This is a genomic window from Paenibacillus alkalitolerans, assembly GCF_016482785.1.
GTDB lineage: Bacteria > Bacillota > Bacilli > Paenibacillales > YIM-B00363 > Paenibacillus_AE > Paenibacillus_AE alkalitolerans.
The window spans coordinates 499,801-523,704 of record NZ_JAEMXM010000002.1 but is presented as its reverse complement, the minus strand read 5'-3'; the positions used below and the strand labels follow the sequence as shown (position 1 = coordinate 523,704).

27 protein-coding genes are annotated in these 23,904 nt (G+C 55.8%); all 27 read left to right on the top strand.

Going from position 1 to position 23,904, the window contains the following annotated elements:
* Positions 1 to 20 precede the first annotated feature (20 nt).
* The 27 genes from JET16_RS06405 (at position 21) to JET16_RS06275 (ending at position 23,884) form a co-directional block, all read left to right on the top strand.
* The gene (locus JET16_RS06405) at positions 21 to 875 is read left to right on the top strand and encodes a heptaprenyl diphosphate synthase component 1 (RefSeq protein WP_199614960.1); all 855 of its coding nucleotides are present in this window, start codon (positions 21 to 23) and stop codon (positions 873 to 875) included.
* The gene (locus tag JET16_RS06400) at positions 862 to 1,614 is read left to right on the top strand and encodes a demethylmenaquinone methyltransferase (RefSeq protein ID WP_233531112.1); all 753 of its coding nucleotides are present in this window, start codon (positions 862 to 864) and stop codon (positions 1,612 to 1,614) included. Before JET16_RS06405 ends, JET16_RS06400 begins: the two co-directional genes overlap by 14 nt.
* Positions 1,598 to 2,467, top strand: a complete 870-nt coding sequence (locus JET16_RS06395) for a UbiA-like polyprenyltransferase (RefSeq protein WP_199614959.1) — start codon at positions 1,598 to 1,600, stop codon at positions 2,465 to 2,467. The genes JET16_RS06400 and JET16_RS06395 overlap by 17 nt, the downstream gene beginning before the upstream one ends.
* Positions 2,464 to 3,114 (top strand): UbiX family flavin prenyltransferase, encoded by a 651-nt coding sequence (locus JET16_RS06390; RefSeq protein ID WP_199614958.1) that lies wholly within the window; start codon positions 2,464 to 2,466, stop codon positions 3,112 to 3,114. Before JET16_RS06395 ends, JET16_RS06390 begins: the two co-directional genes overlap by 4 nt.
* A complete protein-coding gene (locus JET16_RS06385; protein WP_199614957.1) occupies positions 3,077 to 3,967 on the top strand; it encodes a menaquinone biosynthesis protein in 891 nt (296 codons plus the stop codon). The genes JET16_RS06390 and JET16_RS06385 overlap by 38 nt, the downstream gene beginning before the upstream one ends.
* Positions 3,964 to 4,941, top strand: a complete 978-nt coding sequence (locus JET16_RS06380) for a polyprenyl synthetase family protein (RefSeq protein WP_199614956.1) — start codon at positions 3,964 to 3,966, stop codon at positions 4,939 to 4,941. Before JET16_RS06385 ends, JET16_RS06380 begins: the two co-directional genes overlap by 4 nt.
* A gap of 89 nt (positions 4,942 to 5,030) precedes the next feature.
* Positions 5,031 to 5,474, top strand: a complete 444-nt coding sequence (gene ndk, locus JET16_RS06375) for a nucleoside-diphosphate kinase (protein ID WP_199614955.1) — start codon at positions 5,031 to 5,033, stop codon at positions 5,472 to 5,474.
* Between the two features lie 102 nt (positions 5,475 to 5,576).
* Complete coding sequence (locus JET16_RS06370; RefSeq protein ID WP_407673095.1) at positions 5,577 to 6,362, top strand: CheR family methyltransferase; 786 nt, start codon at positions 5,577 to 5,579, stop codon at positions 6,360 to 6,362.
* A 103-nt stretch (positions 6,363 to 6,465) separates the two neighbouring features.
* On the top strand, positions 6,466 to 6,633 hold the full coding sequence (locus JET16_RS06365; RefSeq protein WP_199614953.1) for a hypothetical protein: 168 nt from the start codon (positions 6,466 to 6,468) through the stop codon (positions 6,631 to 6,633).
* Between the two features lie 310 nt (positions 6,634 to 6,943).
* Positions 6,944 to 8,107, top strand: a complete 1,164-nt coding sequence (gene aroC / locus JET16_RS06360; RefSeq protein ID WP_199614952.1) for a chorismate synthase — start codon at positions 6,944 to 6,946, stop codon at positions 8,105 to 8,107.
* 1 nt (position 8,108) lies between these two features.
* The gene (gene aroB, locus JET16_RS06355) at positions 8,109 to 9,233 is read left to right on the top strand and encodes a 3-dehydroquinate synthase (protein ID WP_199614951.1); all 1,125 of its coding nucleotides are present in this window, start codon (positions 8,109 to 8,111) and stop codon (positions 9,231 to 9,233) included.
* Positions 9,223 to 9,591, top strand: a complete 369-nt coding sequence (aroH, locus tag JET16_RS06350; protein WP_199614950.1) for a chorismate mutase — start codon at positions 9,223 to 9,225, stop codon at positions 9,589 to 9,591. Before aroB ends, aroH begins: the two co-directional genes overlap by 11 nt.
* A gap of 305 nt (positions 9,592 to 9,896) precedes the next feature.
* Complete coding sequence (gene trpE / locus JET16_RS06345) at positions 9,897 to 11,450, top strand: anthranilate synthase component I (protein ID WP_199614949.1); 1,554 nt, start codon at positions 9,897 to 9,899, stop codon at positions 11,448 to 11,450.
* A gap of 42 nt (positions 11,451 to 11,492) precedes the next feature.
* Positions 11,493 to 12,533 (top strand): anthranilate phosphoribosyltransferase, encoded by a 1,041-nt coding sequence (gene trpD, locus JET16_RS06340; RefSeq protein WP_199614948.1) that lies wholly within the window; start codon positions 11,493 to 11,495, stop codon positions 12,531 to 12,533.
* Entirely contained in the window at positions 12,523 to 13,314 is a 792-nt protein-coding gene (gene trpC, locus JET16_RS06335; protein WP_199614947.1) for an indole-3-glycerol phosphate synthase TrpC, read from the top strand. Before trpD ends, trpC begins: the two co-directional genes overlap by 11 nt.
* On the top strand, positions 13,311 to 13,988 hold the full coding sequence (locus JET16_RS06330) for a phosphoribosylanthranilate isomerase (protein WP_199614946.1): 678 nt from the start codon (positions 13,311 to 13,313) through the stop codon (positions 13,986 to 13,988). Before trpC ends, JET16_RS06330 begins: the two co-directional genes overlap by 4 nt.
* A complete protein-coding gene (gene trpB / locus JET16_RS06325; protein ID WP_233531110.1) occupies positions 13,985 to 15,199 on the top strand; it encodes a tryptophan synthase subunit beta in 1,215 nt (404 codons plus the stop codon). Before JET16_RS06330 ends, trpB begins: the two co-directional genes overlap by 4 nt.
* Positions 15,186 to 16,013: a tryptophan synthase subunit alpha gene (gene trpA / locus JET16_RS06320; RefSeq protein WP_199614945.1), complete on the top strand. Its 828-nt coding sequence runs from the start codon at positions 15,186 to 15,188 to the stop codon at positions 16,011 to 16,013. Before trpB ends, trpA begins: the two co-directional genes overlap by 14 nt.
* A gap of 181 nt (positions 16,014 to 16,194) precedes the next feature.
* Positions 16,195 to 17,304, top strand: a complete 1,110-nt coding sequence (hisC, locus tag JET16_RS06315; RefSeq protein WP_199614944.1) for a histidinol-phosphate transaminase — start codon at positions 16,195 to 16,197, stop codon at positions 17,302 to 17,304.
* A complete protein-coding gene (locus tag JET16_RS06310; RefSeq protein WP_199614943.1) occupies positions 17,301 to 18,392 on the top strand; it encodes a prephenate dehydrogenase in 1,092 nt (363 codons plus the stop codon). Before hisC ends, JET16_RS06310 begins: the two co-directional genes overlap by 4 nt.
* 598 nt (positions 18,393 to 18,990) lie before the next feature.
* Positions 18,991 to 19,584 (top strand): RNA polymerase sigma factor, encoded by a 594-nt coding sequence (locus JET16_RS06305; protein WP_199614942.1) that lies wholly within the window; start codon positions 18,991 to 18,993, stop codon positions 19,582 to 19,584.
* Entirely contained in the window at positions 19,581 to 20,192 is a 612-nt protein-coding gene (locus tag JET16_RS06300; RefSeq protein ID WP_199614941.1) for an anti-sigma factor family protein, read from the top strand. Before JET16_RS06305 ends, JET16_RS06300 begins: the two co-directional genes overlap by 4 nt.
* The gene (locus JET16_RS06295) at positions 20,189 to 20,767 is read left to right on the top strand and encodes a histidine phosphatase family protein (RefSeq protein ID WP_233531107.1); all 579 of its coding nucleotides are present in this window, start codon (positions 20,189 to 20,191) and stop codon (positions 20,765 to 20,767) included. Before JET16_RS06300 ends, JET16_RS06295 begins: the two co-directional genes overlap by 4 nt.
* Before the next feature lie 187 nt (positions 20,768 to 20,954).
* Positions 20,955 to 22,283 (top strand): hypothetical protein, encoded by a 1,329-nt coding sequence (locus tag JET16_RS06290; RefSeq protein WP_199614939.1) that lies wholly within the window; start codon positions 20,955 to 20,957, stop codon positions 22,281 to 22,283.
* Between the two features lie 113 nt (positions 22,284 to 22,396).
* Positions 22,397 to 22,585 carry an IDEAL domain-containing protein gene (locus tag JET16_RS06285; protein WP_199614938.1) on the top strand — a complete coding sequence of 63 codons (189 nt, stop codon included), beginning with the start codon at positions 22,397 to 22,399 and terminating at the stop codon, positions 22,583 to 22,585.
* Positions 22,586 to 22,714: 129 nt separating this feature from the next.
* Positions 22,715 to 23,158, top strand: a complete 444-nt coding sequence (locus JET16_RS06280; protein ID WP_199614937.1) for a DUF2487 family protein — start codon at positions 22,715 to 22,717, stop codon at positions 23,156 to 23,158.
* 243 nt (positions 23,159 to 23,401) lie between these two features.
* A complete protein-coding gene (locus JET16_RS06275) occupies positions 23,402 to 23,884 on the top strand; it encodes a ubiquinol-cytochrome c reductase iron-sulfur subunit (RefSeq protein WP_199615036.1) in 483 nt (160 codons plus the stop codon).
* Positions 23,885 to 23,904: the final 20 nt, after the last annotated feature.

The window sequence follows — 23,904 nt, the reverse complement described above, 5'->3', positions numbered from 1 at the left end:
TCGGAGGTCTGTGCGTTTACATGAACGGAATTGCGGATGCGGCGTTGAAAATTATGAATCACGATATGATCCGGGAACATATGTCTTTGCCTGAATATCCCGAAATGCGAACTCGGTTGCTGCGCGCGTTTCTCAACGGCGGAGGCCGTACGGACGCCGACCGCTCCCTTAACGAAGCAGTCTCGTTGGCGGTTTCTCTTGCCCAGCTGGGGCTCGATACGCATGAGCTCGTCGAGCGGTCCGACAAGAGCCGCAGGCAGCAAATGACGGTGTTGGCGGGCGATTATTTCAGCAGCCGCTTTTATCAACTGCTGTCGCAGGCGAATAACGTGCAATCGATCAGCATGCTGTCGAATTCGATTTGCGAAGTGAACCGTATGAAGATGGGCCTGTACGCGAAAGCGAAGAAGCTGCTGCTAAGCGCGGAGGAGTATGTGCGCGCCACCGTGGACGTTAATACGCACCTGTTTCTGAGTTTTACGTCTTGGATGGAGGGAATGTGCCGGAAATATTGGCCGAACCTGCTTCGGACGGTCGCGGAATGCGAATTGTTCATCGGCGACTTGTCGCGCACCCGGCCCGATAACGTGATAAACAGCTGGTCGTATTGGTATGTGCTGCAGCACGGATCACAAGATGAGATCAATATGCTGCTTTCAGGCTCCTTCGGAGCAAGGGAGCTTCAGGAGATGCTCAGCAGGCACGACGTATTGGCGCAGCTTTCCGGCATGCTGGAGGAGAAAGTGAACGAGCTGAAGCTGATGCTGCAAGATTTGGATTCGGAACGGTTAATGACCGAATTGACGGGTATCGCCGAGCCGCTTCTGCAATTCCGGACGCGCGGCCCGGCGGCTAAAGTGCTTGAAGAGATATGAGGTGTGCGCGGTGAAAGCTTCGAATAAAGAACAACATGTCCATGCCGTGTTTGAAACGATCGCTCCGAAATACGATTTCATGAACGACCTGCTTAGTTTTCGGCGCCATAAAGCATGGCGCGCGTTTACAATGCGCAAGATGAGCGTCCGCGAAGGCCAATCCGCCATCGATCTGTGCTGCGGCACTTGCGATTGGACGATATCGCTTGCGTCGGCGAGCCGAACCGGCAGCATCGTCGGATTGGATTTCAGCAGGAACATGCTGGAATACGGCCGGCAAAAGATTGAGAAGCTCGGTCTTCAACGGCAAATTTCACTCGTTCACGGCAATGCGATGCAATTGCCGTTTGACGATAACCAATTCGATTATGCTACAATAGGCTTTGGTCTTCGGAACGTTCCCGACATTGACCGGGTGCTTTCCGAGATGACCCGGGTTGTGAAGCCGGGCGGCAAAGTCGTTTGTCTTGAATTGTCTAAGCCGTCAAGCGAACCGTTTCGTTCTCTTTATTATTTTTATTTCGAACAAATATTGCCTTTGCTTGGAAGATGGTTTGCGAAACGGCATGACCAGTATAAATGGCTGCCGGAATCCCTCGTCGCCTTCCCCAACCTAGAGCAACTGGCGGAACGGTTTTCGGCCGCAGGCTTGAAGGAAGTGCAAGCTTATCCGCTCACCCTGGGAATCGCGGCGCTTCATATCGGAACGAAGGGGTCGGATCATGCTGCGGAAAAGTAAGATTTTTCTTGAAATGATCAAGTTTGAACATACGCTGTTTGCGCTGCCTTTCGCCTTTATGGGAGCGGTGCTCGGAGCCGTCGTAACGACGGACATGCTTCCGACCTGGCAGCAAATATTGTGGGTGACGCTCGCAATGATCGGTGCGCGAAGCGCCGCCATGGGTTTGAACCGGGTGGTCGACGCGGCCATTGACGGCAAAAATCCGCGGACCGCAATGCGAGCGATCCCGGCCGGCTTCTTGTCCAAAAAAGAAGTGCTTGTCTTTATCGTAGCTTCTTTCGTACTGCTTTTCTACGCGGCGTCACAGTTGAACCCGCTTTGTGTGAGGTTGCTGCCGATCGCCGTGTTTTTGCTTACGTTTTATTCTTACACAAAGAGATTTACCTGGCTTTGCCATGTCGTGCTCGGATTGACGATCGGACTCGCACCGCTCGGCGGTTGGATTGCGGTTACGGGCGCTTTCGACATTGCGGCTCTTGCGCTCTACGCGGCGGTGGCGTTCTGGATCGCCGGTTTCGATATTTTGTACGCCTGTCAGGACGTCGAATTCGACCGCAGCCAGGGCTTGCATTCGATTCCGTCCAAATTCGGCGTCCGCGGCGCCTTGGCGATCGCCAAAGCGTTCCATATCGTCACCGCGGCCGCCTTTATCGCGTTATGGGGATTGGCGGATTTGCAATGGTGGTACGCGGCGGGCCTTGCTGTGGCGTATGTGATCTTGTTTTACGAGCATATGCTTGTGAAGCCGAACGATTTGTCGAAGCTAAATACGGCGTTCTTCACGATGAACGGCATTCTCAGCATTGTCGTATTTACGTTCACTCTCGTTGACGTGTTGGTGGTCCGATGAGCGGGGAGAAGACGAACAGAGGCTGGGTCGTCGGAATTACCGGAGCGAGCGGAGCCGTCTACGGTGTACGTCTGTGCCAAGCGTTGATGGGGTTGGGGTACCATATTCATCTCGTCGTCACCGATGCGGGTTGGCGGGTCCTTAAAGAGGAGCTCGGCTGGAACAGCGCGCGCCGGGAAGCGACGCTCCGCGAGCAGCTTGGAGGTTACTCCGGGTCATACGCATATTATCCGATATCGGACATCGGCGCCGCTGTGGCGAGCGGGTCGTTCCGCACCGAAGGCATGGCGATCGTTCCATGTTCGATGGGTACGTTGGCGGCGATCGCCCACGGCCTTTCCGACAATTTGCTGGAACGGGCGGCTGACGTCGTTCTGAAAGAGGGGCGCAGGCTTGTCATCGTGCCGCGCGAGACGCCGCTTCATGCCGTTCACTTGCAAAATATGCTCGCGCTTGCCCAGATGGGTGTGCGAATCGTTCCAGCAACGCCGGGTTTTTACCACCGTCCGCAAACGGTGGACGAGCTGGTCGGCTTCCTTGTGGGCAAAGTGCTGGACAGCATGGGCGTCGAGCACGATCTTTACCAACGTTGGGGGGAGGAGCGAAAAGATGGAGCCGAGGGCAACCGCGAACGCCTGGAAACCTGAAGCGGCCCGCATACGGCTGGGCAAGATCGTGTATACGAACGTCTGGCCGGTGTTTTACCGTTTTCCGCCGGAAACGCTGCGCGGGCGGGTACGCATGGTGACGGGAACGCCTGCGGAGCTCAATCGCTCGCTCGGGGAAGGAGCAATCGATGCCGCGGCGATTTCTTCGTTCGCGTATGCCAAGCATGCGGACCGGCTGCTGCTGCTGCCCGACTTGTCGGTCAGCTCGCGGAGCGCCGTCGGTTCCCTTCTTTTGTTTACTAAGCTTCCGCTTTCCGAACGGCTTCCGGAGCGGATCGCGCTTACGAACGCGTCCGCCACAACGGTGAATTTATTGAAGATTTTGATGGAGAAACGGTACCGCCACACTCCGGAATACGCCGATATGCCGCCGGATTTGCACACGATGATGGAGCATTGCGATGCGGCGATGCTCATCGGAGACGACGCGATTCGCGCCCGGTTGTCGGACCATCCGTATTTCGTATCGGATTTGGGGCTTCTTTGGAAAGAATGGACGGGCATCGGCATGACGTTCGCGGTTTGGGCGGTCCGCGACGAATGGGCCGCATTGAACCCCGGCGCCGTGTCGCTGCTTCACGAAGCGCTGCTCTCATCGAAAAAAGAAGGCTTACGGTTCCCTGCCGATCTGCTCGATCAAGCGGTCCGGGAAATCGGAGGGACCGAGACGTTCTGGCGCAATTATTTTACAAATTTGGTTTACGACTTCGGTGAGGAACAGGAGAAGGGGTTGGCTCTCTATTTTTCCTACGCGCACGAGATGGGCCTCCTTCCGCAAGTCCCGCCACTTCGCGTGTGGCGGCATCATAAGTTGATTCGGGTGAACGAATGAAGCTGCTCGATATTTATAGCAAATTCAGCGACGATATTCATTATATCGAAAACAAATTGCAGGAAAGCGTCCGTTCGGAAGATGCGCAATTGAACGATGCGGCGCTCCACCTCTTGAAGGCAGGGGGCAAGCGTTTGCGGCCCGTGTTTGTGCTGCTTGCAGGCCGCTTCGGAAAGTACGACGTGGAGCTGCTCTCCCATGTGGCCGTATCGCTGGAGCTCATCCACATGGCTACGCTCGTTCATGACGACGTCATTGACGATGCCGCCATGCGCCGCGGTCAGCTAACCGTCAAGGAGAAATGGGACGAACGGATCGCGATGTATACGGGCGATTACATTTTGGCGAAAGCTTTGACGGTCGTTACGAAGCTCGATCGTCCGGACATCCACCGCATATTGTCGCACGCGGTCGTACAGATGGTGATCGGCGAGATGGAGCAGTTGCGCCTGTTTTATAACGTGGAACAATCGGTTCGCGATTACCTGCTGCGCATCCGCAGAAAAACGGCGCTGCTAATCGCGGTATCCTGCCAGTTGGGGGCGCTCGCCGCAGACGCCCCCAAGATCGTCACCCAACGGCTCTATTCGTTCGGCTATAACGTCGGAATGGCGTTTCAAATCCAAGACGATCTGCTTGATCTTACAGGGACGGCGGAGCAGCTGGGCAAACCGCCCGGAAGCGACATCCGGCAAGGAAACGTCACGCTTCCCGTGCTGTACGCGATCCAGGACGAGCGGATTAGCGATACGGTCAGAAGGGCGCTGGAAAGCTTGCGGGGGGCATCCGCCGACGATTCGTTGGTGGATGAAGCGTTGACGCTCATTCGCGGAAGCGCCGGCATCCGGGAAGCCGAACGGCTTGCCGCAAAATATATCGATAAAGCGCTTGCCGCGCTCGAAGACGTTCCGGATATTCCGGAGAAAGAAGATCTGGCGGTCTTGGCTCGTTTCATTACGAATCGTACATATTAAAGCCGTTGCAAGCGGGCATTTTGAAAGAGTATGATTAAATGCGGAACGGAAACAATGGTGACATATTTATCGAATTGGAGGAATTGTGGATGCAAAAGACGTTTCTTATGGTCAAGCCCGACGGAGTCCAGAGAGGATTGGTCGGTGAAATCGTCTCGAGATTCGAGCGCAAAGGCTTCAAACTGATCGGCGCAAAGGTGATGCAGGCGACTAGAGAGCAAGCGGAATACCATTACGAAGAGCATAAGGAGAAGCCCTTCTTCGGCGAGCTCGTCGATTTCATAACGTCCGGTCCTGTGTTTGCGATGGTGTGGGAAGGCGACGACGTCATTCAACTTTCCCGCACATTGATGGGGAAGACGAACGTGCTTGACGCGCAGCCGGGAACGATTCGCGGCGATTTTGCCGCGCACACTCCGCGCAATCTGATTCACGGTTCGGATTCTCCGGAAAGCGCGGAAAGAGAAATCAACAATTTCTTCCGTCCGGAAGAATTGCTTACATACGATCGCGCTATTGACCGCTGGTTATAAAGCGTTCGGCACACACTCACAAATCGGCAGGATTTTCTCCAACATGTGTAGAATACAAAGTGCACATGACAAGCGCGAGGGTGTGAGCAAAGGTTGCAAGAGATCATACATGAATACGATGCGGATTTTTACGCGTTTGTCAAAGACGTGAAGAAGACGACCGGAATCGACTTATCGCTATATAAGGAAGCCCAGATGAAGCGGCGTTTAACATCGTTGCGGCAGCGCAAAGGTTACGATACGTTCGCAGCTTTCTTTCGCGCAATGACGACGAATAATGCGCTGATGGCCGAATTTTTGGACCGGATGACGATCAACGTGTCGGAGTTTTGGCGCAACTCGAACCGTTGGGAAGTGCTGGAGAACCGGTTGTTGCCGGAATTGCTGTCCGGCGCCCGGAAGCTTACTTGTTGGAGCGCGGCCTGCTCCACAGGGGAGGAGCCGTATTCCTTGGCGATGATTCTGGCAAAGCTCGAGGTGTTGAGGCAAGCTAGAATCGAAGCTACGGATATCGATCACAACGCGCTCGCAAGAGCGAAGATCGGAGTATACCCGGACCGGAGCTTGCGCGATGTGCCGGCGCATTACCGGAGAGCGTATTTTCAACCGCAAGGAGATTTATTTGCGGTAGCGGATGAAATAAAGAGTTCGGTTGTGTTCTCGAAAGGGAACCTGCTGGCGGATTCTTTCGGCTCGGGGTACGACCTGATCATTTGCCGCAATGTCATGATTTATTTTACGGAAGAAGCCAAGCAAGTGCTGTATCATAAATTTGCGAAAGCGCTCAGGCCGGGTGGAATATTGTTCGTCGGATCGACAGAGCAAATATTTAATCCGGGGTCGTACGGATTAGAGACGGCGGATACGTTCTTTTACCGGAAACAATAAACCGGCAATTCCATGTATAACGGTTTCCAACAATTCCTATACTAAGAAAAAAGGCTGCTCAAAACATCGCCGGCCTTTGGACTCGCTCAGGAGGAATTGACGCATGGACAAACGCAAGGTAATAACCGCATACCGGCGCGGCTTTCTGACGATTCAGGAGTGCGCGCAAATTTTGGGCATCGATTCGCCACAAATAATGAAGCTGGTCAACGATCCTCAGATGAGCGAGAAAACGCTCTCGCTGCAGAAGTCGACGGCCACTTCGATGTAAAGCGTTTTGAAGCCGTAGTGAATCCCCGGGACGGAACGTTCCGGGGTTTTTGCTTTGCGGTAATGTCAGAAAGTATAAGTTTTGAGCATAAACACCTTTCTGACATTGCAAGAAAAACTTCCGCTAAATGAGGTCTTGCTTCTTTGCATTTGCTGCGATGAAGTTTTTCTTAATTGTGCTGCGCGTTGATTTCGGCTATCATCTTAATGGTAATCCGGTTATTCTTGTCAAAAGGGGAGTCGTCCTCTATAATGGTTCAAAACACGTTCGCGCATAAAAGCGTTAAAGGCATAAAAGGGAGGAACCGAATGTGAGGTTTTTGACGGCGGGGGAGACGCACGGACCGCAATTGACGGCCATAGTGGAAGGAATGCCGAGCAATGTGCCCGTCACGGCGGAGAACATCAACGAGCAATTGGCGAGAAGGCAGAAGGGGTACGGCCGGGGCCGGCGCATGCAAATCGAGAAAGACGAAGTCCAGATCGTGGGCGGCGTGCGGCACGGAAAGACAACCGGCGCTCCTGTTGCTCTCGTCGTGCATAATAAAGATTGGAAAAACTGGACGGCTATCATGGGGATTGAGCCGGTGGAAGACGATTCGGAAGCTAAGCGCCGGGTCAACCGCCCGCGCCCTGGCCACGCCGATTTGAACGGCGGTTTGAAGTATAACCAGCGCGACCTGCGCAACATACTCGAGCGTTCCAGCGCTCGCGAGACGACGGTGCGCGTCGCGGTCGGCGGCTTGGCGCGCGAACTGCTTTCGCAGTTCGGCATCCGCATAGCCGGTCACGTATTGCGCATAGGCGAGGTGGAAGCGCCGCCGGTTACGATGCCGCTCGAAGAGCTCCGGGCGGTGACGGAGGAGTCGCCGGTGCGCGTGGTCGATAAGGCGACGGAAGAACGGATGATCAAGCTCATCGACGAGGCGAAAGCGGACGGAGATACGCTTGGGGGCATCGTGGAGACGATCGTCGAAGGCGTGCCGCCCGGGTTGGGCTCCCATGTCCAGTGGGACAGAAAGCTCGACGGTCGTATCGCGCAAGGGGTCATGTCGATCCAAGCGTTCAAGGGCGTGGAAGTCGGCATCGGGTTCGAAGCGGCGCGTCTGCGCGGTTCGAAAGTGCACGACGAAATCAGGTACGACGCGGAGACGGGCTTCTCTCGCGCTTCCAATCGGGCGGGCGGCTTCGAAGGCGGCATGACGACGGGCGAGCCGATCGTCGTCCGCGGCGTCATGAAGCCGATCGCCACGCTGTATAAGCCGCTGCAGAGCATCGACATCGATACGAAAGAAGCGTTCACCGCCCAAGTCGAGCGGTCGGACACGTGCGCCGTTCCCGCGGCCAGCGTCATTATGGAGAACGTCGTTGCGTGGGAGGTGGCGCGCGCGTTCCTGGAGAAGTTCGGCGGGGACTCCTTGGAAGAGGTGCGCCGCAACTACGAAAATTACTTGGAACAAGTCAGGAATTATTAATATGAGCGCAACGGTTCGGGAAGTACAGGTCGATTTGGGAGAACGGTCGTACCCGATCTATATCGGAACGGGCTTACTGCACCAGTTTGGCGCTTACGCAGAACGTCACGGTTTGCCGAAGCGGTCGCCTCTGCTGATCGTAACGGACGAAGCGGTCGGTCCCCTCTATTTGCAAACGGTTGTCGAGTCGTTGAGGCTAGCCGGCTATGAAGTTGGCAGCCATATGGTGCCTTACGGCGAAGAAACGAAGCGGCTCGAAGAGCTGGGCAATATCGTCACAAGCGCGCTCGAGACCGGCTTGGACCGGGATTCGGCGATCGTCGCCCTCGGCGGCGGCGTCGTCGGCGATTTGGCCGGATTCGCAGCGGCAACGTATATGCGGGGAGTCCGGTTCGTTCAGGCGCCGACCACGATTCTCGCTCACGACTCCAGCGTCGGCGGCAAGGTGGCGGTGAACCATCCGCTCGCGAAAAATATTATCGGCGCGTTCCATCAGCCGGACTTCGTACTTTACGACACCGATACGCTCGTCACGCTGCCCGTACGGGAAGTGCGCTGCGGTCTTGCGGAGGTCGTGAAGCACGGCCTCATTCGCGACGAAGCATTCGTCGACTGGTGCGAAGAGAACGCGGAAGCGCTCTTAAACCTTGACCGGGAGGCGCTCGCATACGCGCTGCATGCCGGCTGTCGCGTGAAAGCGGACGTCGTGTCGCAGGACGAGCGCGAAGGCGGATTGCGCGCGATTCTCAACCTTGGCCATACGATCGGACACGCGCTTGAAGCGGTGGCCGGGTACGGACTGCTGACGCACGGCGAGGCGATCTCGATCGGCATGTGCGGGTCGGCCCGGCTTGCCGTCAAGCTCGGCGCAGCGCCTGAAAGCGTCGTAGAGCGAACCCGGCGACTGCTTGCCGGGTTCGGACTGCCGACCGCTATCGAACATCCGTGGGATACGGACGCCATCATGGCGGCGATGATGCACGACAAGAAATTCCGCGGCGGAGAAATGGTGTTCGTATTGCCTACGAAAATCGGCGACGTGGAAATCCGCAAAGGAATTCCCGCTTCGGTTGTAAGGGAAGTAGTCGAATCGTTGAAAGAAGGGGAGAGCGTGAATGTACGTTAGGGGTATACGCGGCGCAACGACGGTGGAACGCAACGAAGAGCCGCACATATTGGCGGCTACCGCCGAGCTGCTGGAAGCGATCGTAGTTGAGAACGGCGTGACGCCGGAAGAGATCGGAAGCGTCTTCGTAACGGTGACGCCCGATTTGGACGCGGCGTTTCCGGCTGCCGCCATCCGAAATATGGCGGGCTGGGAGCTCGTTCCGCTCATGTGCTCGGTGGAAATTCCGGTGAAAGGCGCGCTGCCGATGTGCATCCGCCTTATGGTTCTCGCCAACACGATGAAGGCGCAGAACGAAATCGTTCACGTGTACCTCAATGAGGCGAAGAAGCTGCGGCCCGATTTGGTAAAAGGTTGACGCATCCGAAACCGTTAGTGTATAGTGGGAATTAGCCGAGTAGAGCCGAGTGTTTTGAGTTGAGTGGAAACTAGAAGAGACGAGTGTAATTGCAATCATTTTAAGTGAGTGCTTCGAATTGTGAACGTCTTTTGAGAATCGGTCCGGAGCTGGCAGCAGCGATCGGAGAGGCTCATCGGAGTGAACAATTTGAAACAGGAACTTGTTAACGTCTTTTTTCCACATGAATAACCGACGGCCTCTACGCTTGCGTAGAGGCCTTTCTTGTCCTCGGCGCAGCAAGCCAAATGACGGAGGGAACGGACATGATCTATCCTGGACTGGAAGCTTTCCGAATGTACGCCCGCGAATACAACTTGATCCCTGTATGGAGAACGGTGCTCGCCGATACGGAAACGCCGATTCGAGTGTTTCAACAGTTTAGCGGCGAACCGCATTCGTTCTTGCTGGAAAGCGTGGAAGGCGGGGCCAAATGGGCGAGATATTCGTTTATCGGCACCGACCCGTTCCTGGTCGTCCGCGGGAAGGCGGGCTCCATAGAAGTGGAGCGCAAAGGCGAGGTGGAGACGGTGTCCGAAGAGCCGATCCGCTACATGCGCGAATTGCTCGCCTCCTACCGCAGCCCGCAGCTCGACGGATACCCCCGCTTCATGGGCGGGGCGGTCGGCTTTTTCGGTTACGATTTGCTCCGCTATTATGAGAAGAAGCTTCCCGCGCACCGGGTGGACGACTTGCGGATGGACGACGTGCAGTTTATGTTTTGCGACCAGATCATCGTCTTCGACCATCTGAAGCAGCAAATGATGATCGTCGCCAACGCCCATATTCCAGAAGGCGCCGGCGAAGACCGGGTTAAGCTTGCATACGCCGAAGCGGCCGAACGGATCGAGGCGATGCTGAGAAGACTGAACGCGGGGACGCCGGGCTATTTGTTAGGCCAAGCGAGGACCGCTTCCGCTCCGGCGCCGGTCGATCCGGCTGAAATCCGCTCGAACGTGACGAAAGCGGAGTTTTTGGGTAACGTCGAGCGTGCGAAAGAATATATCCGGGCGGGGGACATTTTTCAAGTGGTGCTGTCCCAACGGTTCGAGATGGACACCGACGTGTCCCCGCTTCAAGTGTACCGGGTGCTCCGGACGATGAATCCTTCCCCGTATATGTACTATTTGAAGATGGGCGAAGACACGATCGTAGGCACTTCTCCGGAGCTGCTGGTGCGCGTGGAGGGAGGCAAGGTGCAGACGCGGCCGATCGCCGGCACCCGTCCCCGCGGAGCGACTCCGGAAGAAGACGTGCGGCTCGAGAAGGAACTGCTGGCGGACGGGAAGGAGCTGGCGGAGCATCTTATGCTGGTCGATCTCGGGCGCAACGACATCGGGCGCGTATCCGTGCCTGGAACGGTGTCGGTAGATACTTATATGGACATTGAACGGTATTCGCATGTGATGCATATCGTGTCGAACGTATCCGGCACGCTGCGCGAAGACCGCGATTTTTACGACGCGTTTCTCTCCTGCATGCCGGCGGGCACCGTGTCCGGAGCTCCGAAGCTGAGGGCGATGGAGATCATCGCCGAATTGGAGCGGGAAGCTCGCGGGGTGTATGCCGGAGCGATCGGATACCTCGGTTTTTCCGGCAACTTGGACACATGCATCACGATCCGCACCATTATTTTTAAAGGCGGGAAAGCATACGTGCAGGCGGGTGCCGGAATCGTGTGGGACTCCGTGCCGGAGCGGGAATACGACGAGACGGTCAACAAAGCGAAGGCGATGCTCAGCGCGATCCGGACCGCGGAAGCGATGTTCGGCGCGGAACGCAGACAGCCGGCGACTGTCAATCAGGATTATTACGGGTAATCGCTGCAAAATATATCCGGGGAATAAAGGGGACGGATCAAAATGGAGAACAAATCGGTGCTGCAAGAAGCCATTTCGGCGGTGGTCAACGGTCAATCGCTTTCCTGCGAGAAAGCGCAGGCCGTGATGGAAGCGATCATGGAGGGGGAAGCTACTCCCGCGCAAATCGGCGCGCTGCTTGCAACCATGCGGATGAAGGGCGAAACTGTGGATGAGGTGGTCGGATTCGCTTCGGGCATGAGGGCGAAAGTAAATTTCGTACCGACCGTTACGGACGGGCTGCTTGATACATGCGGAACCGGCGGCGACGGCCTGCATACGTTTAATATTTCGACGGCGTCGGCCATAGTTGCCGCCGCGGGCGGAGTGCGGGTGGCGAAGCACGGCAACCGCGCCATGTCGAGCAAAAGCGGCAGCGCCGACGTATTGGAAGCGCTCGGCGTCAACATCGGGCTTGGAAGCGAAGAGGCGGCGAAATGCTTGAACGCGGTAGGTATTTGTTTTATGTTCGCGCAAGTGTACCATCCGTCGATGAAGCATGCCGCGGGGCCGAGACGAGAGCTCGGGCTGCGGACCGTGTTTAATTTGCTGGGACCGTTGACGAATCCGGCGGGCGCCGACCGGCAGCTGTTGGGCGTCTTCGACCGGAATAAAACCGGATTGATGGCGAACGTGCTGCGAGAGCTGGGTACGAAGCGGGCGCTTGTAGTCGGCTCTCACGACGGGCTCGATGAAATCAGTTTATCGGCGCCGACGCGCGTTACGGAACTGAAAGACGGCGAAGTGCGCACTTACGACATTACGCCGGACGATCTCGGACTGCGTTCTTGCTCTCTTGACGAAATCAAGGGCGGCGACGCCGGGGAAAACGCGGAAACGATCCGGCACGTCTTCTCCGGCTCCCGCGGGGCTTACCGTGACATTGTGCTCGCGAACGCCGGGGCGTGCTTCTACGTGTCCGGCGTGAGCGGGACGCTGCAGGAAGGCGTGAAGCGGGCGGCCGATGCGATCGATTCCGGAGGCGCATTGCAAAAATTGAACGATCTGGTGAAGCTGACGAGGGAGTTGAACCATGTATCTTGATCGAATCGTCGAAGTAAAGAAACAGGAGTTAAGCCGATTGAAAGAAACGACGGGCTTCTCCGACTTGGAGCGGGTCATTGCCGGCATGCCCCCTGCGAAAGCGTTCCGTCACGCATTGACGGAGCGCAAGCGCCGGCCGATGGGGCTTATTGCCGAAGTGAAGAAGGCGTCGCCTTCGAAGGGCTTGATACGGGCGGACTTCGATCCCGTCGCGATTGCCAAGGCGTACGAGGCCGCGGGTGCGGATTGCTTGTCGGTGTTGACGGATTCTCCACATTTCCAAGGGGCGAACGAATATTTGTCGGCCGTTCGTGAAGCGGTGCGCTTGCCGCTTCTGCGCAAGGATTTTACAATCGACCCAATGCACATCTATGAAGCGCGGTCGATCGGCGCGGACGCGGTGCTGTTGATCGCGGCGATATTAACGCGCGCGCAGTTGAAGGAATTTTTGCGGCATGCGGCGGATTTGGGGATGGATGCGATTGTGGAAGTGCATGATCGGGAGGAGCTTGAGACCGTCCTTGAACTGGACGCGCCGATCATCGGCATCAATAACCGGAATTTGCGCACTTTCGTGACCGACTTGCATGTCACGGAGGAGTTGGTCCGCCACATTCCGAACGATAGAACGGTAGTGAGCGAGAGCGGCATCTCCAAACCGGAGGAGATCGGCTATTTGCAGTCGGTCGGCTCCCATGCCGTATTGGTCGGCGAGCATTTCATGCGCCAATCCGACATCGAGACCGCCGTTCACGCATTAATGGGGGCGCCCGTTCGATGAGCGGCGCGCCGCTTGTAAAAATATGCGGGCTTCGCGATGCGCAAACGGCGTTCGCGATTTCCGACTTCGGATTGCCGGTCGATTACGCGGGCTTCATATTCGCGCCAAGCAAACGCAGAGTCGAGCCGCATGAAGCGCGTTCCGTCATGGAAGCGTTCCGCGCGCAGGCGCCAGAGTTTGTCGGTGTGTTCGTCAATCCTCTGCGGGACGAGCTCGACCGGGTGCTTGCCGCCGCCGCGCTTGACGTCATACAACTGCATGGTGACGAAACGCCCGCCTTTTGCCGGGAAGTAAAGGAGCGTTACTCTCGAGTCAAGGTATGGAAAGCGTTAGGCGTACGCGCAGACGAAGCGCATGACGATGAGGCCGTATCGGCACGGCTGGACCCTTACGCGGACGCTGTCGATGCCGTGCTCCTGGATGCATGGGATCCTCATGTCGGCGGTGGCACCGGCAACGCGTTCAGGTGGGAGGTAATCCCCGCTTACCGGGCATGGGCGGACCGAAAGGGCATTGTACTATTTATCGCAGGAGGGCTTAACGCCGACAATGTGGGAGATTTGCTGGGCCGCTTCCCCGTGGGCGCCGTGGACGTCTCCAGCGGAGTGGAAACGGACGGGCGGAAAGATATTGAGAAAATTCGCAAGTTTACGGAAAGGGTGAAGGGCAAATGAGCATATCTCTTGTGCCGGACAAACAGGGGCGGTTTGGAAAGTTCGGCGGCCGCTACGTTCCGGAAACGTTAATGAACGCGCTGATCGAGTTGGAGGAAGCGTACCGTCATTATTCGAAGGACGCCGATTTTGTCCGGGAGGTCAACGGCTTGCTGCGTCATTACTCGGGACGGCCGACGCCGCTGTACTACGCGGAGCGGTTGTCGGAGCATCTGGGCGGAGCGCGCATTTATTTAAAGCGTGAAGATTTGAACCATACCGGCGCCCACAAAATCAACAATACGATCGGGCAAGGCGTATTGGCGAAACGGATGGGGAAGAAGAAGGTCATCGCGGAAACCGGAGCGGGGCAGCACGGCGTTGCTACGGCCACTGTCGCCGCGCTGCTCGGCTTGGAATGCAAAGTGTTCATGGGAGAGGAAGATACGCGGCGCCAACAGCTCAATGTGTTCCGGATGAATCTGCTCGGAGCCGAAGTGATCCCGGTGACATCCGGCACGCGGACGTTGAAGGATGCGGGGAACGAGGCGCTCCGGTACTGGGTGAGCCATGTGGACGACACGTTCTATATACTTGGTTCGGTTGTAGGGCCTCATCCGTATCCGATGATCGTTCGCGATTTCCAACGCATCATAGGGGACGAGACGAAACGCCAGATGATTGAAACCGCCGGGAGACTTCCGGACGCGGTCGTCGCTTGCGTGGGCGGCGGCAGCAATGCGATCGGTATATTTTACCCGTTCGTCGACGATGAGAGCGTCAGGCTGATCGGCGTCGAGGCCGCCGGCGAAGGCGTGCACACGGACCGCCACGCGGCGACGATGACGCACGGCAAGCCTGGCGTGTTTCAAGGGTCGATGAGTTATTTGCTGCAGGACGAATACGGACAGGTACAGCCGGCTCACTCGATTTCGGCGGGCTTGGACTATCCCGGCATCGGACCGGAGCACTCTTATTTGAAAGACGCCGGCCGCGCCGAATATGTGCCGGTAACGGACCAAGAGGCTCTCGAAGCACTGCAGCTGCTGTCGCGCAAGGAAGGCATCATTCCGGCTTTGGAAAGCGCGCACGCGATCGCCCATGTGCTGAAGCTGGCTCCGGCGATGGGCAAAGATGAAATTGTCGCGGTCAATTTGTCCGGCCGCGGCGACAAGGACGTGGAGTCGATCATGCGGTATTTGAAGGAGGGGACCGGCCATGAACGCCATTGATGCTGTATTCGCCCGATTGAAGGAAAGCGGCGGGACGGCGCTCATGCCGTTCCTCACGATCGGCGATCCCGATCTGGATACGTCGCTTGCGTTGATTCGCGAGATGGAGACGGCGGGCGCCGACATGATCGAGCTCGGAGTCCCTTACTCCGATCCACTGGCGGACGGTCCGGTCATCCAACGGGCTTCGGAACGGGCGTTGTCCGGGAGGCTGACGACGATCGTCGACGTTATCGGCCTTGCCCGCAAGGCGCGCGAGAGCGGCGCGCGTATTCCTTTTATCTTGTTTACTTATTACAATCCGGTGCTGCAGCTCGGTTACGACCGATTCTTCGATTTGATCAGGGCTAACGATATTTCCGGGCTCATCATCCCCGATTTGCCGATTGAAGAGGACGCCGAAGTACGCGTTCTTGCGGAACAGCGCGGCGTTCATCTCATTCCGCTCGTGGCTCCGACTTCCCGGCAGCGGGTGGAGGCGATCGCAAGCAAAGCGCGCGGCTTCGTCTATTGCGTATCGTCTCTCGGCGTGACCGGCGTGCGCTCGGAATTCGCCGCGAACGTCGACGGCTTCCTGGATACGGTCCGCAGCGCGGCGTCCGTCCCGATCGCCATCGGCTTCGGCATCTCTAGCCGCGAGCAAGTGGCGCGGTTCGAGGGTAAATGCGACGGCGTTATTGTCGGCAGCGCGATTGTGCGTCAAATCGAGGAGCAGTTGGATTTGCTGCGAGACCCTGCTTCACGGGATGAAGGCGTCCGCCGCGTGGGGAATTTCGTTCGCGAGTTGAAGGGTGAGGCCGCGAAGGCTTTGTAGATGACAAACTGGATGCTCCACGAGATGGGCTGAATAATGGGCAATAATGGCCGATTGGCGGCGGTAACACCCTTCACGAGTTCAACGCGTTGTTGCAAAAAAGTATGGCAACGAAACGGCCGATAGGCTACAATACAAGATATGTTTCATGTTTTGTAACGCAAGGGGAGTGGTGGTACCGATGAAGCCAAAGGCTCACATTATGCATTTGCCAGTATATCAACCGGGAAAACCGATCGACGAAGTAAAGAAGGAATTCGGTTTGACCGAAGTCGTCAAGCTGGCTTCCAACGAGAATCCGTTCGGCAGTTCGCCGAAAGCGAAACAAGCAATCGTCAATCATTTGGAGAATACGCACATATATCCGGACGGAGCGAGCGTGGAATTGACCGCTGCCGTTGCGCGGCATTACGGAGTCGGGACGAACCAGATCGTGTTCGGCGCGGGCTCCGACGAGGTCATTCTCATGATCGCAAGAGCTTACTTGAGCGCCGGCGACGAGACGATCACGGCGGACCGGACGTTCCCGCAATACAAACATAATGCGGAAATTGAAGGCGCGACGGTCATTGAGGTGCCTCTTAAGGACGGAACCCACGATCTCGACGCGATGCTCGCGAAAGTGACGGACCGTACGAAAATTATATGGGTTTGCAATCCGAACAACCCGACAAGCACGATCGTCACCGCAGCGGAAGTCGGGCGGTTTCTTGATAAAGCGCCGAACCATGTGCTCGTCGTTCTGGACGAAGCTTATGCCGAGTACATCGTCTCCGAAGAATATCCAGACAGCATAGCGCTGCTCGAAAAATATCCGAACGTAGTCACGCTTCGGACGTTCTCCAAAGCGTACGGTCTGGCGGCGCTCCGCATAGGTTACGGCATAGGCCGTCCCGACGTGATCCGGACGATCAACCAAGTGCGCGAACCGTTCAATACGACGGGCTTCGCTCAAGCGGCCGCGCTTGCGGCGTTGGAAGATCAAGCGTTTATCGAGCGCTGTAGGGACGAGAACGCGAGAGGGATTGCATACCTGTCCGGGCAGTTCGGAAAACTCGGACTGAAACACTTTCCGGCGTACGGAAACTTCATGCTGGTCGACGTGCAGCGAGACGCCAAAACCGTATACGAACAGCTTCTCAGCAAAGGGGTTATCGTCCGGGGCGGGCATACGGCTTCGATCGGTTTCCCTTCGATGATTCGCGTAACCGTCGGTTCCGAGGAGCAAAACCTCAAGTTTATCTCGGCGTTGGAAGCCGTGCTCAATGAGACGGTTGTGGTGGCGGAATGACGAAAATCGCGATCTTCGGCGTGGGACTCATCGGCGGGTCCCTCGCTCTTTGTTTTAAGGGGAAGCCCGGCATTCGCGTTGTCGGGCACTCGCCGAATCCGGCTTCCGTTGAAAAATACGTGAAACGCGGCGTCGTCGACGAAGGGACGACGTCTCTCGAAGAGGCGGCGAAAGATGCCGACTTACTTTTTTTGTGCGTGCCGGTCGGCATGCTGCAGAATTACTTGGAACAATTATCGAAGCTGCCTTTAAAACCGGGCGCGGTCATTACCGATGTCGGCAGCACGAAAGGCGACGTGGTGGAAGCGGCAAGCCGTTTGACTTTCGGAGGAGCCTCGTTTATCGGCGGGCATCCGATGGCCGGCAAGGAGCGTTCCGGCGTCGAAGCGGCGACGTCATACTTATACGAGAACGCGTATTACGTGCTTACGCCTACCGCCGATACGCCGGAAGAGGCGTACGAGAGGCTTGTACGGCTGCTGTCATATACGAACGCGAACATTTTGCGGCTCGATGCAAGGGAGCACGACGAAATTGTAGGCGCCGTCTCGCATTTGCCGCATATCGTCGCCGCCGCGCTCGTCAACCTCGTCTCGCGCCTAAACAAGCGTAACGAGGCATACGAGCGGTTGGCCGCCGGCGGGTTTCGCGACATTACGCGCATCGCTTCCAGCGAGCCTTCGATCTGGCGCGACATTTGCATGAGCAATCGCACCGTGCTGCTCCAACTGCTGCGCGAGTGGATCGGCGAGACGGAGCGGTTCATCGCGCTGCTGGAGCAAGCCGACGAAGAAGGCGTCGCCTCGCAATTCGTCGAAGCCGCTGCGTTTCGAAGCGCGCTGCCCGAGAGGCGCAAGGGCATTATGACGACGCATCATGAATTTTATGTCGAAGTGGCGGACGAGCCCGGAACGATCGGCAAGCTGACGACATTGCTCGGGGAGCGTTCCATTAACCTACGTAACATCGGCATATTGGAAAGAGGTCCGGGCTATCCCGGCGCGCTCAAGATGTCGTTTGGGAAAGCCGGCGATATGGAAGAAGCGGAGCAATTGCTGCGCGGTCTGGGGTACCGCATTCATTTTTAAGCCGCACGGATTGTTAAAGCTGCGGGCTCCATGGAATATGGCAGCAGCGATTAGTCTTAATGCGCGAAATATTGCTGAGTTAAGACCAATCGTTGCAAAAAATAAAGAAAGCGTTTTAAAAATTGTGTTGACAATATGGAAGCGTATACAATATACTAAAAGTACAGTATGGTTTCTCTCCACTCCTATCCGATATATGGCACACTGTGCAACCGCCGAATGGCGGTCTTTTTTTTTGCCCGCATGAAACCAATCTTCCCCTCGGAACGTCTTATTAATGGGCAGGTTCGCCATGCCCTCCTGAAACACTCTTCCCCCACTAAAATTTAAACAAATATTCACTTTTTGTTCTTTCCTATTTTTGGAATGATATAGTAAAATAGGATGGATGAAATCAGGAATCAATTGGCATTTGTCGAAAGAGGAAGGATTTTATCGAAAGAGGACGAATAACTGTTTACATATGTGCAATAGGCGTTTTGTACTATTTTGAACTTAATAAAAGTTGCGCAATCATTCACCGCAACTTTTCCGGTTCCCTAAGGTATTAATGTATAACCGAACGGGAACGAGCACGGATGAGCAAGGAGGCTTTTCCATGACCGATTCCCAGCTGATTCGGGAAATTAAAGACGGAAACGTTCAGCTTTATCAGGAACTGGTCGCGCGTTACGAGCGGAAAATCCTGCTTTTTATATTCCATATGTTGAAGAACTCACGCATGGAGCATATGGCGGAAGATATGTGCCAAGAGACGTTCTATAAGGCGTATCGAAGTCTTCATTCGTTCAGGGAAGTGGAAGCGTCCTTCTCGACATGGCTGTACACGATCGCCCGGAACACAGTGCTTAGCGAGCTGAGGAAAGGCCGCAACGGCAACGTCTATTTGGATGACACCACGCATATTCCGTTGACTCCCCCGGAGACGCAGCCGGAGCATACGGTGCTGCGGAGCGAGAAAGTAAACATGGTCCGGGAAGCGATCAACAGCTTGCCGGAGAAGCAGAGATCCGCATTGATCCTTCGGGAGTACGACGGATTGGATTATCAGGAGATCGCCAACATTTTGGGCCAAACGGTCTCTTCGGTGAAGTCGTTGTTATTCCGGGCCAGAGCGAGCGTAAAGACCCAGTTGGAGTCGTACGTTTTGGAGCCGATCCTAGAGGAATATGAAGGGATGAAGCAACGATGAAATGCAACGAAATCCGCGAGCTATTCGGTGATTATTGGGATTTGCCCGAAAGCGATTGGAATCGTGTGCGCGTAGACGAGCATGTGAAACGATGCCCTGAATGCGCCGACGAGTTCGAGATGTGGCGGGAAAGCGCGGAGCTTATTCAATCTACCGCCGCTTTCGCAATGGGGCCGCACATCGTGTCCCAAGGCAATATGTCCGTGAAAGTAATGGATCGAATATATGCCGATGAAAGCTGGCGGATGCCGGTTGCTTCGAAGATGTATTCCATACCGAATCACTTGCGGGTGCGTTTTACGGCAATCATTGCATGCTGTATGGCGTTGTTCGTATGCGGCTTTCTTTATAATTTGGCGGCTCCCGGCAGTGCGGGCTCCGACATGACGACAGCCGGCGTCATCACGGTGGGGGCGCTCGGAGGAGAAGAAGGAAGTGAATTCGCGATTGAAGGGCTTGGCGGAATCGAGGTCGCTTCGATCGGCGAACCGGTCGTGCTTGCCATGCCGGCCGTCGATTCTTATCCCGATTTTATGCTCGTGCTTTCATTTCTCGGTTTCATCTTTGCTCTGCTTACTATGAACTGGTTCGCCCGTATCCGCTCATGACGTTCCTGCTTGGATTGATACGTCACGGGGTGACCGAGTGGAATGCGGCCGGCCGCACGCAAGGGCAGCGCGACATTCCGCTTAGCGGCGAAGGAAGAAAGCAGGCGAACGCGCTTGGAACGCGAATTCCGCCGGACGGTTGGGATGTGCTGTACAGCAGCGATCTTTCAAGAGCCGCAGAGACGGCGCGCATTATCGGCGAGCATGCTGATCTTGAACCGGTGCTGCTTGATGTACGCTTGCGGGAGCGTTCGTTCGGCCCGTTGGAGGGGCTTACGCGGCGGGAACGCGAGGAGCGGTGGGGCGAACGGCCCTTCGATACGCCCGGCGTCGAACCGGCGGCCGACGTCACGAAGCGCGGACTGGAATTTGTGCGCGAGGTGCAGCAGAAGCATTCTGGTGGCCGGGTGTTGGCTGTGACGCACGGCGCTTTTATAAGACACCTCCTGCCTGCATTGTTACGGGAAGGGGCAGAACCGGAAGGCGACCTGAATAACGCTTCGCTGACGATACTCCACTACGACGGCCGGAAATGGCGCTGTTTGCTTTTTAACGGGAATGTTCCGGTATCATAACTGTTAATGAACTTCGAAGGGCCCGATCAGGGCTCTTTTTTCATTTATAATTACACGCTTGAAGCCTCGCATTACGCCGCATTTTCCCAAAAGAAAGAAAAAGATTCATAACCTAACGAATATTTTCCGCGAATTTCCCCATAATGGGTAACAACAGCAAGCAAAAAGAGGCGGGAGGAAACGGCAAATGAATCTCGCAGACATGTTAAGCTATGCGGACATTCACCAGTTACACCGGATCGCGGATCATTACGCATGCAATTGCAGCACGAACTCGAAAAACGAGCTGATCCAATCGATTTTGAACCGCATCAACCGTAAGGAAGTTTTTGAGACGTATGTCGAAAGTTTGACGCTGGAGGATATCCGGTTTCTCAATTCGCTGCTTTACGATCAAAGAGAGTCGTTCTCGCTGGAAGAATTGTTGGCCCGGGCGCAATTAAGCCGTTTCGATGCGGCTAATCGGGGTCCCGGCGGCGAGTCGAACGAGGCGGCACACGGAATCCGCACGAACGACAACCCGGCAACCGTAATGTTGTCTGCCGGTACAAGCCGGACAACGGAAAGACCGGATGCGAATTCCAGCGGTTCTTCCAAGACGGGAAAAAAGCGGAAGCCGAACCCGAAAGCGTCGAAATCTTTAAAAGAGTCAAAGGAGGCCCCGAAAGAATGGAGTCCTCGTGACATGATCGCGCGCTTAAAATATCAAGGCTGGCTTTTTAACGGATATTCGCACCAGACGAAATATTTATACCAGGTTCCGAACGATTTGAAGCGCCGTTTCGGCGAATCTCTCGCCCGTTCGTTCGAACGCCGGCTGCAGGTGATGGAAGAACCGCCGGTCTACCGCGACGAACAGAGGCTGCTATCGGACGATATCTATCAGTTTTTGAAATACGTGTACCATACGCCGGTCGACCTTACTTCCGACGGCACGATGTACAAACGGTCGCAGCAGGCGATTATGGACATGTTTGCGGTGAAAGAGGAGTTGGTAGGCAAAGGAGGCTGGAGATTCGGCTACGGGCGAAAAATCAACGAATATCCCAACCGGTTTTCTCTAATTTACGACTATTGTTACTATAACGGATTGATTGCCGAAGGACCTGCGCGGCTGTCGTTAACCGAGACCGGTTCCCAGCGGGTCGCTTCGGGCAAAAGAGAGGATCCCGCAGTCGTGTACAAGTTTTGGCTGCGGCTGTACAAAAACCCGATCCACAACGTACAGTCGCTGGTTAATTGGATCGACCGGCTGGCACAGCGATGGGTGACCGTCGCCACATTGAACGGCGTGTTGGTGGGGCTCGTCAAGCCGTTTTACTACGATTCGCCTCAATCGATTCTTGAACATCGCATTCTCACGATGATGATGCATTTGGGTTTGTTGCGATTGGGCGAGCATCCGGAATCGGGGCCCGTTGTCGAGATGACGAAGCTCGGCAGCAGCATCATCCGGGGAGTATACATACCCGACGAGGATAAGGTCGATCTGCCAGATCAACGCGGAAGCGGATAGGCAAACGTATATTCGCGAGGGAAGAGGGCGTTAGCACTAAAACGAGAATATTCCTTGCGAATAAATTGTATTAGAACGGAAAGTCATGTATTCGGCAAATTGGAGGGTTACGTATGGAAAAGCAAGTTCCGGCAAATGAAACGCTGCGAAATCTGATGGCGGAACTCATCCTTGACGAGGCCATACGGGAATACAGGCAGAAAGAGCTGTACCGGGAAATCGACATCGCGCTGGAGCAAGGAGACGAAGCCGCATTCTTGGCTTTGACGAACGAACTTCGTATGCTGCTTAGCATTGCGTAGTGACAAACAGCAAGCCTATGCCGACGCGTAGGCTTTTTTGTTTGGGAATTTGGTGCTTGCCCGCACGGTATGGTAACATGTAGATCATTACGGATGGTTGAAAAATGTGGCCGGGGAGAGGTACATAGGATGAAGTTCAGCGACATCGAACGGGACCGTTGGGAGGAGTTGAAGCCGTATTTCGATACTGCGATCCTTCCTGTAAGCGGGATGACCGGGAGAGAACAGCCGTGGGAGGCTACTGAAGCGCTCGAGCGGCTACGGGATGCGTTGGACCCGATCGAACAAATGTTTAAGGGCAGAGTCGTCATTTATCCGGCGGTTCACTATTCGGAAAGCGAAGAGCATCTGAAGCGCCTGGTCGAAGAGACGTGCAGGCGGTTGAAAGCGTGCGGCTTCCGGCACTGTGTGGTCGTCACGGGGAGCGGCCGGTTGTCGTCGTTCGGCTGCGAGGAAGCGTCTTTGGTGATCGCCCCACCGGGAGCTGAGGAAGAGGCGGATTCCGGCAGCGGGTATCGAACGAGGGTGCGTCAAGCGGTGGAGGCGCTTTGGGCGTCAGGCGGAACCGGTTGACAACGTGTCTGACACGAGTTGTGACAAATTCATTACACTTTTACGGCAACTCCCGCCGTTGCCCGGTTTCCCGAGGTGCAGTTTCTTGACGGGTCCTAGGGCGTAAGATATTATATTTATGACTTTGCACGTACTAGCAGGAGATGGGTTTGATTGTCGTTTTGGCAAAGGGGGTAGACAAAAGTGAGCGAACAACAACACGGAAATCATGAGGACGAGCATAAAGGCTCGAAGCGGCGCGAGATGTCACGCCGTCAGTTCCTTTCTTATACGCTCGGCGGCGCCGGCGCTTTCATGGCGGCAGGCGCAACCATACCGATGATTCGGTTCGCGGTCGATCCGCTGCTGCAGCCGAAGAACGAAGGGGCGTTCGTGAAAGTAATCGAGGAAGAGAAGGTTACGGAAGAACCGACGGAAGTGAAATTCACCATTCATCAGGTAGACGGGTGGTATGAAAGCGACCCGAAATTGACCGCGTGGATTGCGAAAGACGAGGACGGCACGATTTACGCATTGTCCCCGGTGTGCAAGCATCTGGGCTGCACGGTGAACTGGAACACGAATCCGGAGTTCCCTGAAGAATTTTTTTGCCCGTGCCACGGCGCGCATTACACGAGAGACGGCCAAACGTTGGCGGTCGCGCCGGCGCCGCTTGACGAATTCGAAGTGAAGCGCGAGAACGGCTTCGTATATCTCGGTCCGGTCCGTCCGAATACAAGGGTGTAAGAAGGGGGCGTTTAAAGTCA